The organism is Campylobacter concisus (assembly GCF_003048445.1).
Classification (GTDB): Bacteria; Campylobacterota; Campylobacteria; order Campylobacterales; family Campylobacteraceae; genus Campylobacter_A; species Campylobacter_A concisus_BF.
Genome location: NZ_PIQW01000015.1, coordinates 25,945 through 41,693, shown reverse-complemented (window position 1 = coordinate 41,693; position 15,749 = coordinate 25,945). Strand labels below are relative to the sequence as shown.

15 protein-coding genes are annotated in these 15,749 nt (G+C 39.0%); 11 read left to right on the top strand and 4 right to left on the bottom strand.

Features of this window, described 5'->3' with window-relative positions; all coding sequences use genetic code 11:
* Nucleotides 1–165: 165 nt before the first annotated feature.
* The 4 genes from CVT14_RS09450 to CVT14_RS09435 form a co-directional block, all read right to left on the bottom strand.
* Nucleotides 166–909, bottom strand: a complete 744-nt coding sequence (locus CVT14_RS09450; protein ID WP_035170297.1) for a hypothetical protein — start codon at nt 907–909, stop codon at nt 166–168.
* Between the two features lie 222 nt (nt 910–1,131).
* Nucleotides 1,132–1,746: a thiamine phosphate synthase gene (gene thiE / locus CVT14_RS09445; protein WP_107850195.1), complete on the bottom strand. Its 615-nt coding sequence runs from the start codon at nt 1,744–1,746 to the stop codon at nt 1,132–1,134.
* The gene (thiD, locus tag CVT14_RS09440; protein ID WP_413784381.1) at nt 1,739–2,491 is read right to left on the bottom strand and encodes a bifunctional hydroxymethylpyrimidine kinase/phosphomethylpyrimidine kinase; all 753 of its coding nucleotides are present in this window, start codon (nt 2,489–2,491) and stop codon (nt 1,739–1,741) included. The genes thiE and thiD overlap by 8 nt, the downstream gene beginning before the upstream one ends.
* Entirely contained in the window at nt 2,484–3,812 is a 1,329-nt protein-coding gene (locus CVT14_RS09435; protein WP_107850201.1) for an aminotransferase class V-fold PLP-dependent enzyme, read from the bottom strand. Before CVT14_RS09435 ends, thiD begins: the two co-directional genes overlap by 8 nt.
* A 110-nt stretch (nt 3,813–3,922) precedes the next feature.
* Here CVT14_RS09435 and CVT14_RS09430 point away from each other — a divergent pair, with 110 nt between their 5' ends.
* The 11 genes from CVT14_RS09430 to nrfD all read left to right on the top strand — a co-directional run bounded on the left by CVT14_RS09430 (nt 3,923) and on the right by nrfD (nt 15,725).
* Entirely contained in the window at nt 3,923–4,756 is an 834-nt protein-coding gene (locus tag CVT14_RS09430) for a DUF234 domain-containing protein (RefSeq protein WP_103611592.1), read from the top strand.
* 50 nt (nt 4,757–4,806) lie between these two features.
* Nucleotides 4,807–5,739, top strand: coding sequence for a sensor histidine kinase (locus CVT14_RS09425; RefSeq protein WP_234403125.1), 933 nt, complete (start codon nt 4,807–4,809; stop codon nt 5,737–5,739).
* The gene (locus CVT14_RS09420; RefSeq protein WP_021090086.1) at nt 5,739–6,395 is read left to right on the top strand and encodes a cysteine hydrolase family protein; all 657 of its coding nucleotides are present in this window, start codon (nt 5,739–5,741) and stop codon (nt 6,393–6,395) included. The genes CVT14_RS09425 and CVT14_RS09420 overlap by 1 nt, the downstream gene beginning before the upstream one ends.
* A gap of 219 nt (nt 6,396–6,614) precedes the next feature.
* Nucleotides 6,615–7,043, top strand: coding sequence for a TonB-system energizer ExbB (gene exbB / locus CVT14_RS09415; RefSeq protein WP_002939864.1), 429 nt, complete (start codon nt 6,615–6,617; stop codon nt 7,041–7,043).
* Nucleotides 7,030–7,413, top strand: coding sequence for a TonB system transport protein ExbD (exbD, locus tag CVT14_RS09410; RefSeq protein ID WP_021090079.1), 384 nt, complete (start codon nt 7,030–7,032; stop codon nt 7,411–7,413). Before exbB ends, exbD begins: the two co-directional genes overlap by 14 nt.
* A 43-nt stretch (nt 7,414–7,456) precedes the next feature.
* Entirely contained in the window at nt 7,457–8,218 is a 762-nt protein-coding gene (locus tag CVT14_RS09405; RefSeq protein ID WP_234403124.1) for an energy transducer TonB, read from the top strand.
* A gap of 586 nt (nt 8,219–8,804) precedes the next feature.
* Complete coding sequence (locus CVT14_RS09400) at nt 8,805–10,205, top strand: aspartate ammonia-lyase (protein ID WP_103578073.1); 1,401 nt, start codon at nt 8,805–8,807, stop codon at nt 10,203–10,205.
* A gap of 91 nt (nt 10,206–10,296) precedes the next feature.
* Nucleotides 10,297–11,640, top strand: coding sequence for an anaerobic C4-dicarboxylate transporter (locus CVT14_RS09395; RefSeq protein WP_087583738.1), 1,344 nt, complete (start codon nt 10,297–10,299; stop codon nt 11,638–11,640).
* 301 nt (nt 11,641–11,941) lie between these two features.
* A complete protein-coding gene (phsA, locus tag CVT14_RS09390) occupies nt 11,942–14,215 on the top strand; it encodes a thiosulfate reductase PhsA (RefSeq protein WP_107850193.1) in 2,274 nt (757 codons plus the stop codon).
* 9 nt (nt 14,216–14,224) lie between these two features.
* Entirely contained in the window at nt 14,225–14,797 is a 573-nt protein-coding gene (locus CVT14_RS09385) for a 4Fe-4S dicluster domain-containing protein (protein ID WP_107850192.1), read from the top strand.
* Nucleotides 14,790–15,725: an NrfD/PsrC family molybdoenzyme membrane anchor subunit gene (nrfD, locus tag CVT14_RS09380; protein WP_107850191.1), complete on the top strand. Its 936-nt coding sequence runs from the start codon at nt 14,790–14,792 to the stop codon at nt 15,723–15,725. The genes CVT14_RS09385 and nrfD overlap by 8 nt, the downstream gene beginning before the upstream one ends.
* Nucleotides 15,726–15,749: the final 24 nt, after the last annotated feature.

Below are 15,749 nucleotides of genomic sequence, written 5' to 3'. Positions count from 1 at the left end.
GCACAGATACAAAAAATAGTATCAAAAAAGCACCGAGTTTTGGTTACAAGTAAAATACAACTTTAATTTCTAAAATAGCTAATTTGCACTTATCTAAATGAGCAAGAGTATGCTTTTAAAATGTAATATTTTTAAACTTAAAGATATTTATTTTAGTAGTAAAATTTATCTTGCGTAAAACATCGCCACCAAACCGCGGTTTATATCTTTTGTGTCGCCATCATCTATTTTTGTAACCTTTGAGATATTAACACTTTTATCGCTATTTATCGTGAAAGTAAGCTCAATAACTCTCTCATTTACCTTTCTAGCGTTTTCACCAAAATAGATCACTTCTGGCTCTTTTTGCGAGTAGTAGGCGGCATATTTGCTTTGGGCTACGACGTTGTCAAAGACCCATTTTTGCTTGATATCTAAAATTTGAGCAAGCTCATTTTTAAACTCAAGGTCACAACTAACAGAGGCTAGGTAGCCAGCGCTTTCTTTTATTGGATCAAATTTACAGTGCTTGTTTGCGGTGGATAAAATAGTCTCTTTATCTATACTTTTACCACTTTTTAATATGCTATTTGCGCTATCAAGTGCTAGCTCAAGGCTGTTATCAACTCTTTTTTGCTGAGCAGCTTTTGCATTATTTAGAGCTTTTACGTAGCCGCTATTTTTTCTTTCAAACTCATCTTCAAGTACATTTTTTCCTACTACGCAGCTTACTTTAACCACTTTTTTATCGTCGCTACTGATGTCTTGCCACTGGGTGCTTGTACAGCCTTTAAAGCTATCTATCGCTGAGCCTATTGTTATTGATTTATTACCTTTTAAAATATAGTTTTTAACAATGCCTATATTGCTTTCCTTGCAGCCCACTAATAATAAAAGTGCGCTAAATCCTAGAAATAGAGCCTTTTTCATCATTTTACCTTTTTGTAAATTTGACAAAATAGTACCAAACTAAAGTTTAAATTATTATGATTTTATTGAAATAAATTACATAAATATAATTTATTAAAATAATTATAGCAGTCAATTCTTACCAATAGTGAAAGTTTTAAAATTTGCAAACACAGCTTGATTGAATTTGAAAATTTGTTTTATTATAATTCAAAACAAATTTTTGCTAAAACTAGCTTAGGCTTAGAAATTTAGCTCAATTATCTTTTGCAAATTTTTGATGTTTTCTTTGATGTTGCCATCTTTGTAGATCGCTGAGATGACTGCGATGAAATCGGGTTTGGCGTGAGAGAGCGAGCCGATATTTGTCTCATTTATGCCACCTATGACGCAAACAGGCAGGTTTAAAATTTGCTTTGCCTCTTTAACTACTTCAAGCCCACATTTTGGGGCATTTGGCTTTGTGGGGCTTGTAAAAACAGAGCCAAATGCAACGTAGCTAGCGCCGTTTTTAGCGGCATTGATGGCTAAATTTATATCGTTATAGCAGCTAACGCCAACATATGCGTCTTTGCCTAAAATCTCAAACGCCTCTTTTATGCCCTCATCATCTTTGCCTAGATGAACGGCCTTTGCGCCTATCTTTTTAGCAAATTTGACATCGTCATTTACGATAAATTTCGCGCCAAATTTCTCGCATAAATTTAAAATTTCACTTGCAAGATTCTCGTTTTTGACCGCTTTTTTTGACCTAAACTGAAAAAATTTAACCCCACACTCCAAAATCTCTCTTGCGTACTCCAAAGCCAAATTTTCAGGCATTAAAATATCATCGCTAATAGCGTAAATTTCAGCCATTAAGCCCCGATTTATGATCTATAAGCCGTGCGCCAAATTTACTTTTATGAGCATTTTTTATCCCATTTGCCACAAATTTTTTAGCCATTTTTATGGCGCTTACTAGATCACTTTGCTGCGCTAAAATAGCCGCTAGCGAGCTTGAGAAGCTACAACCAGCCCCGTGCATCACCTTTGGTTCAAAAAGCTCCTCGCTAAATTTCATCACGCCACCATTTTTTAGATAGAGTGTATCCTCGCAAATTTCATCAACCTTCGTTCGCTTTAGCACCATATCGCAAGGCAAATTTGTAAAATTAATACCCAAAATCCTAGCCTCATCTACATTTGGCGTGGCGACACTTGCGAGATTTAAAAGCTCTTTTAGCGCCTCGATCGCCCCATCTTCAAGTAGTTTTGCCCCTGACTTTGCCACACAAACAGGATCAATCACAACTGGCACATTTTTAGCCCTAAATTCTTTTAAAAACGCGCTTACAACGGCTATTATCTCTTCGTTAAAGAGCATGCCAACCTTCACAGCGTCTATATCAAGCTCGGCTAGCACCATCTCAAACTGAGCTTTCACTATACTTGCTGGCATCGCAAGCACGCTGCTAACGCCATTTGTATTTTGCGCGGTCACGGCTGTGATGACGCTTGCGCTAAAGCAGCCAAATGCCTCGCAACTTTTTATATCCGCCTGCACTCCTGCACCGCCGACGCTGTCGCTTCCCGCAACTATCAAAACATTTTTTTTACTCACCCACACACCCACTTATCTCTTTTACGTCAAAAGGGTCTTTGACCTGCCACGAAAGTGCGTATTTCTCGATACTTTTCTTGATCGCACTCACCAAATAATCAATATCCTCAAAGGTATGCGTATAGTGCAGGCTAACCCTCACCCAGCCTGGCTTGTGGGTGAAGCTTGGATCCTCTTTTAGCCCTAAAAGGTCGTGGCCATATGAGCCTGCGCACGAGCAACCAGCGCGCGTTTGTATGCCATACTCTTTGCTTAAAATTTTTGAAAGCTCGTATGGAGCTACGTTTTTTACATTAAATGAAAAAATGGCAAGCCGCTTTAAATTTGCCGGGCAGTAGCTAACTAGCTCTGGAATTTCCCTTAGTCTTTGACAAAAGTATTCACTAAGCTCGCTCTCGTTTTCGTAAATGGTAGCAAGCCCTATCTCTTCTCTTAGCTTGTAAGCTAAATTTGCCCTTATAAGCCCCAAAATAGGCGGTGTGCCAGCCTCTTCAAGTGCCTCTTGATCCTTTAAAAATATATGGTAGTTTTTGCTCACATAGCTTACCGTGCCACCACCTGCAAAGCTTGGCACATCGTCATTTGCTAGCACTTTTTTGATTGCCAGTAGCCCACAACTACCAACTCCACCAAGAAGCTTATGCGGCGAGATAAAAAGAGCGTCAAAGTAGTCGCAGTCTAAATTTGCATATGCACTAAGGCTCGCCACGTCAAATGCCACGATGCCGCCAAATTTCTTAACAAGCGTGTAAATTTGCTTGTAATCGCTTATGACGCCTGTGACGTTTGAGGCTGCGCTAAAGCTAGCGATGATCTCACGCCCTGCGTTTATCTTTAAAATTTGCTCCAAGTGAGATAGGTCGATGCTGCCATCTTTTGCAAGTCTGATGCGCTCAACCTCGCAAAGCGCCTCTTTAAAGCTGATCTCGTTTGAGTGGTGCTCGTATGGGCCAAGTATGACTAGGGGCGAGTCGTTGTTTGGCTTTAGATCAAACCTTCTTTTAGCAGCTGGAGGCACGTAAAGCCCCAAAAGCTCTTGAAATTTCTTGATCGCACCAGTGGCGCCATATCCTGTGGCTATGAGATAAAACCTATCATCAAGCCCAAGAGCGCGCTTTAGCTCGCTTCTAGCACTATCATACAAAAGCTGCGTTTTATAGGCATTTGAGGATGTTAGCGAGTGGGTGTTGGCGTAGGTTTTTAAGATATCAGCGACCTCGTCCTCGATAGGCTTATACGCAAGTCCTGAGGCGGTGTAGTCGAAGTAATGTATCCCTTTTTTTAAAATAATATCTCTTCTAATGTGCTCTAAATTTACCAACTTTAGCCTTTTAGTTTTTGCGTGATTATAATTAAAATTTTCTAAAAATATGCTACAATCCGCCACACAAAGGATACGAAATTTTAGCCATAAAATCGACATTTGAGCGGATGAAACACCTTGGTATTGCTGAAGTTATAAAATTTCATCTGGTTTTTGATGACTTTTTATTAAAGGGCTCATACTACGATGTTTTTGAGGCGATCAGGGCTGAAATTTTAGATGATTATAAAAATTTGATGGCTAGGTTTTACTTTGACGAGGACAGCGACGAGGCCATCAAAATGGCTCTTATTAAGCTTGCTAGAAGCGACAGGAAGAAATTTAGCGTAAATAAAATTTTGCCCCAAAGCATGACAAATAGGGTCTATGCAAAGCTTTTTAGTAAGGATTTTTTAGTGCTTGAAAAGAGCCAAGAAAAGCCACGAGTAAAAAATAAACGCCAAATTTTAAAAAAGAGCGAGCGAGCTTATAAGATAGAGGATAAAATTCACTTTAACAGCCATTTTTCAAGGTTTTGGTTTAGATTTATCGAGCCAAATTTAAGCCTTTTAAAAGAGGGTAGGAGTGAGGAAATTTTAGAGCTTATAAGAAGAGAATTTGACGAGTATGCAAGCCTTGGCTTTGAGCTTTTAAGCGGCGAGCTAATGGCTAAAAAGCTTGGATTTAACGGCATTTTACTAAGCTCATTTTGGAGCAAAAATATAGAGCTAGACATGCTTTTTAGCATAAATGGCAAGATAATAGTCGGCGAAGCAAAATATAAAGAGCGAAAAATTTGCAAAAATGTCTTAAATTTAGTCCTTCACAAGTGCGAAAGACTAGGCATAAAGCCAGATATCATCGCACTTTTTTCAAAAAGTGGCTTTAGCAACGAGCTTTTGGGCTTAAAAGATGAGCGGCTTAGGCTTTATGAGATAAAAGATTATGAGGAGTTGCTGTGAGTGATATCGATATACAAAATGGCCTAAAAAGCCTGATAGAGCAGACCTATATGATAGAGCGTGAGTATAAAAATTTGACCGCTTCTTATATGAGCTTGCAAGGTTTTATAAAAGATATCGTGGAAATTTTGCCAAATGCCATTTGGGTGCTTGATGAAAGTGATGAAATTTTCTTGCAAAACTCAGAGGCGCAAAAGCTTGGCAAAGCGCTAAATTTCGTCCCAAAAGATGAGGGCGAGCTAAACTTTGGCTCGCAAATTTATCTAGTAAAAAAGGTGGTCAAAGATGATAAAAAGATCATCTCGGCTACCGACATAACGCAGGAAAAACGCACAGAGCGCCTAGCCTCGATGGGTCAAGTAGCAGCGCACCTAGCTCACGAGATAAGAAACCCCATAGGCTCTATCTCGCTTTTAAATTCCACCCTTTTAAAAAGGGCTGAGCCAAAAATTTTGCCTATCGTCGAGCAGATACAAAAGGGAATTTGGCGTGTTGAGCGCATAATCAAAGCCACACTTCTTTTTACAAAAGGGCTTAGTATCACGCCAAAAGAATTTAACTTCTTAGATATCAAAAGCGAGTGCGAAGAGGCGCTTAAATTTTATGAGTATTCAAAAGATATAACTTTTGAGCTAAATTTCCCTGACGCCCTTTATAGTGGCGACTTTGACCTCATCGCGATGGTCTTTCAAAACATTTTATTTAACGCGATCGATGCTATCGAAGAGGACGAAAACGACGAAGGCGTGGTGAGACTAAGCTACGAAAAGACGCCAAATGAACATAAATTTATAGTCTATGACAGCGGAGTTTCTATAAAAAATGAAAATATCGTCTTTGAGCCGTTTAAGACGAGCAAACTAAAGGGCAATGGCCTGGGGCTGCACCTTTGCCTGCAGATCATCGAGGCGCACAAGGGCAGCATAGAGATAACCCTTGAGCCAAAGACATTTTGTATAAATTTACCTATAAAGGAGAAGTGATGAGTGAAATTTTAGATGAGCTAAATGCGTGGCAAAATGGCCTAAAGGCGCTTAAATTTAGCGAAATTTTTAAAAATGGCAGCGAAAAAGTGGCCTTTATAAGCGTTGATATGATAAATGGCTTTTGTTGTGAAGGCGCACTAGCTAGCAAGCGTGTGGGTGAGCTCTCAAAAGGCATAGCAGATACTTTTAAGCTAGCAAGAGAGAAATTTGACCTTAAAAACTACATCCTCATTCAGGATGCTCACGAACCAAATTCAGCTGAGTTTGCGAGCTTTCCAGCTCATGCTTTAAAAGGACAAGATGAAGCACAGGCAGTTGATGAGCTACGAAATTTAGACTTTTTTGATGAGATGAAAATTTTTTATAAAAACTCACTTAGCATCGCTTACTCGCAGGAGTTTAATAAATTTATAAGTAAATTTGACAGCTTTGTCATCATGGGCGACTGCACCGATATGTGCATCTATCAGCTTGTCTCTCACCTAAGACTTAGCGCAAATGAGCAAAATTTAAAAAGGGAGATCATCGTGCCTGCAAATTTGGTGCAAACCTACGACGCACCAGGGCATAGTGGTGATTTTTATCAAAACGTATTTTTACACCACATGCAAATGGCACTAAATGCACGTGTGGTAAAAGAGCTAGAAATTTAGCCATATATTTATACTAAAAACAATTATCAAATTATAAAATTTAGCGCTTATCTATCGTATTAATATAATTAATAACGCAGATTTGCGCTAATCTTCAGATCTGTTCTCTTTAAATTTCTCTTCTTATAAAATATTTTTAGATTACATTTTTACAATGTATTTGATATTAACTATCAATATAGTTATAATCACGCTCAAATTTTAAAAATAAGAGGCATTATGGAACTTTTAAAACACAACATTGACTATATAATCATCGGTATTTTGGGCGTCATGAGCTTTTTTGTGCTTTGGTATACGATCGAGCGTATCATTTTTTACTCACGCGTCGATATAAATAGCTACAAAAGCATCGAAGAGCTTGATGAGGCGCTAACAAAAAATTTAACCACACTTTACATCATCTACTCAAATGCCCCATATATCGGACTTCTTGGCACAGTTGCTGGCATCATGATCACATTTTACGACATGGGCATGGCTGGCGGCATCGATACAAAAAGTATCATGATCGGCCTATCTTTAGCGCTAAAAGCGACTGCATTTGGCCTACTTGTGGCGATCCCAACGCTTATGATCTATAACGGCTTTGTTAGAAAAGTCGATGTCATGATAAACAGATACAAGGCCGAAAATGCGTCTAAATAAAAAAGATGGGCTAAATATCGTCCCATTTATCGATATCATGCTCGTTTTGCTAGCTATCGTGCTAAGCATCTCGACCTTCATCGCCCAGGGCAAGATCGCAGTCGATCTACCAAGTGCCAAAAGCGCACAGCAGGATAAAGAGGATGAGAAAAAAGTGAGCGTCGTTATCGATAAAGATAATAAATTTTTCATAGATGATGCAGAAATTTCAGAAGACGAGCTGAAAGATAAGCTAAATGCTGTGGATATAAAAATCTTAATCGAGCTAAAAAGCGACAAAAACGCTAAATTTGACAGCTTTGTCAAAGTAATTGATATCTTAAAAGAAAAAGGTCACGAAAACTTTGCAATCCAAACAATCTCTGAGTAAAATTTCAAACTATAGTGGCCTAGCGGTATCAGCAATAGTGCACGTGGCAGCGGCTTATTTCTTGCTTTCACATAACTTTAGTGAGATAAAGATAGGCGAGCAAAAACCTATAAAAATAGCTCTAAATTCTTTTACTCCGGTGCCGCAAACTTCAGCTCCGCAGATAAGCGAACAAGTGATGATACCAGAGCCAACACCTCCAGCTCCACCACCACCGCCCCAGCCACCAAAACCAGAACCCAAGCCTGAGCTAAAGGTTGAGCCAAAGCCACTACCAAAACCAGAGCCTAAAAAGATAGAAAAGCCTAAACCTGAGCCAAAAAAGGTGGAGAAAAAGCCACTGCCAAAGCCTGAGCCTCGCCCTGAACCTAAAATCGAGCCAAAGGTGGAGCCAAAACCTGCTATCACTGCGCCAGCTCCTACCGCGACCCCAGCACCTGCTGTAAATTCAAATTTACCAGCAAATAACAAATCAATTGCTTCAGCTCCAGCTCAAAAAGTAGCGCAAGAGCTAAATTTATCAAACGCGCAAAGCGATGAGGACTTTAGCAAGGTCATAGCAGCTGTGAAAAAGCATAAAAGCTACCCAAACAACGCTAGAAGGATGAAACATCAAGGCGTTGTTGAAGTTAGATTTTTGCTTAAAACAGATGGCAGCATAGACGAGCTAAAGGTTACTAAAAGTTCAGGCTTTGAGTCGCTTGACAACGGCGCTTTAGAAAATGTCAAAAAAGCAAGCTCTGAATTTCCAAAACCAAAAGAAGCTCGATATCTTCGCTTTCCTATAGCATTTACGTTAAGATAGTTTTGGTTTTTTGACTTATTTTTTGCAAGATATATTAATGTATAAAATAAAGGTTTTTATATATTAATAAAAACTTAGTTTAAGTTATATTTAAAATAAATAAGGACAAATGATAAATTTTTATTCAATTATTATTCTTGTGGTTGCCTTTTTAGAAGCTGCTTTAAAAGGTGATAGCAAATTTAATAAAATTTAATTTTTTACCTTAACTTGCTGCTAAACAAAATATTATTATAAAATTTTTTAACTATGAAATTTTAGCTTGGCTGTTATTAAATTTGTAAATTTATATTTATTTTATATTAAATTTTCTCAAAAATGGCTTTTAAACTTAAAGTGTAGGACAAATCTGAGCTAATTTGACTCTTTTTATATAATAAAAAAGTAATATTATTAGTAACATAACAATTTAGACAAGCAAATTCCTAAAAATTAGCTTAAAAATGAAATATAATTTTGCTCCAAACGTCGTCTTATCAACTAAAAATCTTAAAGCTTAAAAAAAATAAGTAGTCATTAATATTTAAAACCTCAAATACCTATATAATTTCACTCGGTAACAAATTTTTACTAAGGAGAAGCTGTTATGGCAACTAGAAAAGAACATGATTTCATCGGCGAGTTGGAAATTTCTGATGATTTTTACTATGGTGTCCAAACATTTAGGGCTACTGAGAATTTTCACATGAGTGGTAGAACATTAAAAGAGTATCCATACTTTGTAAAGGCATTTGCGCAGATCAAAAAAGCTGCTGCGCTTGCAAATAAAGAGGTTGGCGTTTTAGATCCAAAGATAGCTGATGCTTTGGCAAAAGCTGCTGATAGAGTAATAGCTGGCGAGTTTTTAGATCAATTTGTCGTTGATATGGTTCAAGGTGGTGCAGGAACAAGTACAAATATGAACTCAAATGAGGTCATCACAAACATCGCACTTGAGAGCATGGGTCACAAAAAAGGCGAGTATCAATTTATTCATCCAAACGATCACACAAACCTTGGACAAAGCACAAATGACACTTATCCAAGCTCTATTAAGGTAGCAACTTATGCAAAGCTTACTGACTTGCTTGCTGCTATGAATTTGCTAAAAGATGAGCTTGAGAAAAAAGCAAAAGACTTTAAAGATATCATCAAAATGGGTAGAACAGAGCTTGAAGATGCTGTCCCTACAACACTTGGCAACACTTTTAACGCATTTGCAAGCTATATAAAAAGTGACATCGAAAAGATCACAGCAGCTCGTGAGTCAATGACATACCTAAACATGGGCGCAACTGCGATAGGTACAGGCATCAACTGCCACCCAGACTACAAAAACGTAGTTGTTAAAAAACTAAAAGAGATCACTGGCGTTGATTTCAAAAAAGCTGATGACTTCATCGCTGCTACACAAGATACTGCAGACTTTGTCCATGTAAGTGGCGCGCTTAAAACTGCTGCTGTTAGACTTTCAAAAATCGCAAATGACTTAAGACTAATGAACTCAGGTCCAAGATGTGGCCTTGGCGAGATAAATTTACCTCAAATGCAACCAGGCAGCTCAATCATGCCAGGTAAGGTAAATCCAGTTATCGCTGAGGTTGTAGGCGAGGCTTGCTATGAAGTTATCGGTAACGACGTAACTATCATGCTTTGCTCTGAAAGAGGCGAATTTGAGCTAAATGCGTTTGAGCCAGGCATCGCTTATGCGCTATTTAACTCTATATTTATCCTTGAAAACGCGATGAAAACATTAGCTGAAAAAGCTATCAAAAAACTTACTGCAAACCCTGAGGCTTGCTTAAAATCAGTTCTTGGCTCAGTTGGTATCGTAACAGCATTTAACCCATATATCGGTTACGAAAAATCAGCAAGCATCGCTAAAGAAGCCCTTCAAACAGGTAAAGCAGTTGGCGATATCTGCCTAGAGAGAGGCTATCTAAGCAAAGAAGAGATCGATAAGATTTTAGAGCCTAAAAATATGCTAAATCCGAGCATGGTTAGGTAAAAATTTAAGCAAAGTATTATTAAAAGCGTGCCAAAATTCTGGCACGCTTAAGTGGTGATTTTAGTAATAAAATTTAATAAAGGAGTTTTCGATGGATATAATGCTGATTTTACAGATTATAGTCCTATTTGGCGGCATCTATCTTGGTGTCAAACTAGGTGGTATGGGCGTTGGCTACGCAGGTGGTCTAGGCGTTGTGATACTTGCTTTACTTGGTATGAAAGTCGATATGAAAGATATCCCTATGGATGTTATCTTGATCATCGCTTCAGTTATCTCAGCGATCACAGCTTTGCAAGTTGCTGGCGGACTTGACTATTTAGTTCAAGTAGCAACAAAAATTTTACGCAAGAATCCAAAACAAATCAACTTTCTTGCTCCGATAGTTACTTACTTTTTAACTATCCTTGCAGGAACTGGACACACTGCGTTTTCTATGATCCCTGTTATCGTTGAGGTTGCAAAAACTCAAAACATCAAACCTTCAGCTCCACTTGCGCTTTCAGTTGTCTCTTCTCAAGTAGCGATCACTGCAAGCCCTATCTCAGCTGCTTTTGTTGCTATGAGTGGTCTATGTGAGAAGCTAGGTGTTAGCTATCCAGTGTTGCTATTTATTTGTATATCAACTACATTTGTAGCGATGATTATCACTGCGTTTATTATCAATAAATTTTACGATCTTGACCTTTCAAAAGATCCTATCTATCAAGATAGACTTGCAAAAGGTTTGGTTGAAGAAGTTAAGGCTGTAGAGTATCACGAGCCAAAACCATACGCAAAAAGATCAGTTGCTATCTTTGCGGTTGGCGTTTTGATCGTTGTTTGCTATGCGCTATGTATCTCAAAGAGCTTAGGTCTTGTAGAAAAACCTATCCTTTCAAGAGATGCAGCTATCATTAGCTTCATGCTAACTATCGGCTTTACGATAGCAGTAGCTTGCAAGGTTGAGACAGGCAAACTTCTATCAACTAGCACTTTCCAAAGCGGTATGAATGCGTGCATCTGCGTTGTTGGTATCGCATGGCTTGGTACAACATTTGTTAATGGACACCTTGATGCTATCAAAGAGGTTGCAAAAGACTTCGTTACTCAGTATCCATTTATCCTAGCTGTTGCGCTTTATTTCTTAAGCTGCTTGCTATACTCTCAAGCTGCTACAACAAAGGTTATGATGCCTGCTGTTGCTGCTGCTCTTGGTATGACTAGCCCTGAAAATTCAGGTCAAATTTGGATCCTTGTAGCTTCATTTGCTGCAGTTTCTGGTCTATTTGTATTGCCAACATATCCTACAACACTAGGTGCGATAGCGATGGACGATACAGGAACTACAAGAGTTGGCAAATTTGTATTTAACCACTCATTCTTCATCCCAGGAACTATAATGGTTGCATTATCAGTTATCCTTGGATTTATAGTAGCTCCAGTTCTTATATAAAACTTAAGCCGAGATCTCTCTCGGCTTTTTAATCCACTTTAAATTTTCAATTTTTTATATCAAATCCTTAAATAATATCTCTTTTTAAATTTAAATTTTTCACTTTTATAAATCACACAAAAATCGCGCTAAAATTTAATCCATCTTAATTTATCATTTTTAAAATTTGCTCTATTTTGATATTTAATCTCACATTTTATAAAATATAAAAATTAAAAAAAATTATTAAATAAAATTTAATTTTAGTTTTATCTTTAAATAATAAAATAACAAAAGTAAAATTTCTTTTAAAGGGAGAAAGATGAGCTTAAATAGACGAGAATTTTTAAAATTCAGTGCAGGAGTTAGCGCAGCTGCATCATCTCTATCAGGTGGTGCTTTGCAAGGTGCTGCAAATGAAGGCGAAAAGCACGTTCATAGCTTTTGTGAGATGTGCTCTTCAAGGTGTCCTATCGAAGCAAAAGTCGTTGATGGCAAAGTTCGCTTTTTAAGTGGCAATCCAAAAGCTGGCGGCACAGCAACCTCTCTTTGCGCAAGAGGCGGCTCAGGACTTAGCCAGCTCTATGATGAAAATAGGATCAAAAAGCCGTTAATTAGAGCTGGTGAGAGAGGCGAAAATAAATGGCGTGAGGTTAGCTGGGACGAGGCGCTTGACTATGTCGCCTCAAAGATGCTTGAGATCAAGCAAAAGTATGGCCCTGAAAGCTTTGTCTTTACCTGTAAAAGCTCGCAAACGCACAAGCTAATGGTAAATTTTGCCTCAGCTTATGGCTCGCCAAACTGCTTTTCACACTTTTCATGCTGTCCGATCACCTATCAAATGGTCTGCGAGCAGATGTATGGCATAGCTAAGCTAAAAAGAGACTTTGCAAATGCAAAATACGTTGTAAATTTTGGCCACAACCTCTTTGAGGGTATCGTCATAGCTGATGCTAAAAAGCTTGCTAAATTTGCAGCTAGCAAGGATACAAAGCTACTTGTGCTTGAGCCAAGATTTAGCGTTGTGGCTTCAAAGGCCGATGAGTGGTTACCAGTTAAACCTGGCACCGACCTTGCCTTTGTGCTAGCGCTTATCAACACTTGGATACAAAATGGTACTTACGATAAAGAATTTATAGAAAAATTTACAACTGGCTTTGATGAGATTGTTAAAAGCGTAGAGGGCAAAACGCCTGAATGGCAAGAGACAATCACTGGCATAAAAGCAAGTGATGTTAGACGCATCGCTGATGAAATTTATAAAGCTGCTCCAAGAGTTATTTTTGATTTTGGGCATAAGACAACTACCACAAGAGCTGAATACATGAGGACAAAAGCCATCATGGTGGCAAATGCGATGATGGGCAACTGGGAGGTTAAGGGCGGTCTTTTTGGTGGCAAAAACGCAAAGACCTTTAACAAGCTAGTTGGCGAGGATAAATTCCCAGTTCTTAAAAACCCAGATGAGAAATTTAAAGTGCCAAAAGTCACTAGACTAGACTTCGCTGGCGAGGCTGGAGCGCATAAATTTGTAAGCAGAAAACATGGCGTTTTGATGGATATAGATAACGCTATCTTAAACGAGAAGCCTTACGCCATAAAAGGTTGGTTTAACATCCGCTTTAACCACCTCATAAATGTGGCTGAGACGATGAAGAGCATAGAGGCGATGAAGAAGCTTGAGCTCATCGTAGTAAGCGATGTCTATCTAAACGATATGGCGACCTTTGCTGATGTCATCTTACCTGAGAGCAGCTACCTTGAGCGCGACGAGGGCATAGAGGACAAGTCAGGTCTAAAACCAGCTTATATGATAAGAAATAAAGTCGTTGATCCAGTTGGCGACACGAAGGACGGGGCGTTTATCTTTAGAGAGCTAGCACGCCGCATGAAGATAGACGAGCTTTACACTTGGAACGATATACGTGAGTTTAGGATGCAACAAGCTGGTGGAGATGTAAATTTACTCGCCGCACTAGAAAAAGATGGCTTTATCACGTGGGATGAGCCGGGAATTTTGTTTAGAGAAAAAGGTTTGATCGATAAATTTGTCGCTAAATATCCAGCAGCTGCTAAATTTGTAGGAGAAAATGGCTTGATGGACGATATGGCTAAGCTTAAAACAAAAAGCGGCAAGATAGAGCTATTTTTACCTGATGTCGAGGCACAGTTTGCAGGGTATGGCGCGCTAAATGACAAAGATATGGACACATTTGACGGACACGAGCTTTGCTTAACTTGTGGCAAAACGCCTATCCATACCAACGGCCACACTCAGGCAGTGCCATTTTTAAATGACCTTATGAGCGATAGCCCTATCTGGATCAATCCAAACACCGCTAAAAAGCAAAATTTACGTGACGGCGACACGGTTTTAGTCAAAAATAAATTTGGCGAGCAAAAGGGCAAGCTTATGGTGACTGAGGGCATTAGAGAAGATACACTCTTTATCTATCACGGCTTTGGACACATCACGCCAGGCCTTAAGAGTATAGATCACGTAGGGCTTAACACAAGCGTGCTTCTTGATCCAGCTGAGGGTCCGGTGGCTGCGACTATGGTTACAAATGTTGGCGTTAGCATAAGTAAAGCGTAAGGATAGAAAATGAAAAAATATATGATGATACATGATGAAAATTTATGCATCGGCTGTCAAGGCTGCTCGGTAGCTTGCAGAAGTGCAAACAACGTGCCAAACGTGCCAATAGGACTTTACCGATTGCAGGTGCATGCAAAGATGAGTGGGACATTTCCAAATTTAAAGACTGACTTTTTACGTCAAAGCTGCGTTATGTGTGAAGATGCACCTTGTGTCGAGGTTTGCCCAACTGGTGCTAGCTTTAAAACGGCTGATGGCGTGACGCTGCTTGATCACAGAATTTGCGTTAGTTGCAAGTACTGCATCCTAGCCTGTCCATATGATGCTCGCTACGTCTTGCCAGATGGCGAGATAGGCAAATGCACATTTTGCTATGAGAGCAGGCTAGAAGAGGGCAAAGACCCAGCTTGTGTTAGCGTCTGCCCTACAAATGCCCTAACTTTTGGCGACGTAAATGATGAAAGCTCTAAAATTTCAAAGAAACTAAAAGAGAGCAAACACTACTTGCCAAAAGCGGAGTTAAACACAAAACCTTCACTTGCGATGATCGCAAATACAAAAGGAGCACACCATGAATAACATGTCAGGAAGCCTAGCTCAATACACAGAAATTTACTGGGGCTGGCCGATAGCTTTTTATCTATTTTTAGCAGGACTTAGTGCAGGTGCTAGCATCGTTGCTGTGCTTATCTCAAATAAATTTGGCAAGGATAACTACTACTTTAAAGCAGCCGCTCTTATCGCTCCAGTGGCGATCATCCTTGGACTTGCTCTTTTGGTGATTGATCTTGGTAAGCCGCTTAGCTTTTACTGGATACTCTTGCTTTACAACTTTGACTCAGTTATGTCAATAGGCGTTGCACTGCTTCTAGTTTATACGCCTCTTAGTGTTATATACGCGATTGGTGCGTTTAAAAATGAGATCGCGTCACTTAAAATTTCACTTTTTGACGCGCTTACAAATTTAGTTAGCAAGCTTTCAGGTTTGCTTGGAGTTTTACTTTTCATCTTAGGCATCGGCGTTGGCGCATATACGGGCTTTTTACTAAGCGCAGCTCACAAGATCGCTCTTTGGAACACACCAGTTTTGCCACTACTGTTCTTAGTTTCTGGCTTAAGCTGTGCTGGTGCTTTTACGCTGCTTCTTGGCGTGCTAAAAGATGAAAAGAGAGAGCAAAACCAAACTGTACACTTTTTATTAAAATTTGACTTTTTAGCGATAATAGTCGAGTTTTTGCTAATAGTTGCTCTTTTCATGGTCGTAAAAGGTGCAAGTGCAAGTGGTGCGCAGAGCGTAGCAAACGCACTTAGCGCAAATTCTCTTGGGCTGATGTTTTATATCGGCGTCATAGGTCTTGGTATGGCTGTGCCTATCATTTTAGACTTAAGCGTTTTAAAGGTGCATGATTTCAAACGCGAATTTGCCGTGTTAAACGCTATTTTAGTCATTTGCGGTGTCTTTTTGCTAAGATATTACATAGTCTATGCAGGACAAATTTTTATTTAATACTTAAAAAAGAATTTTAATTTG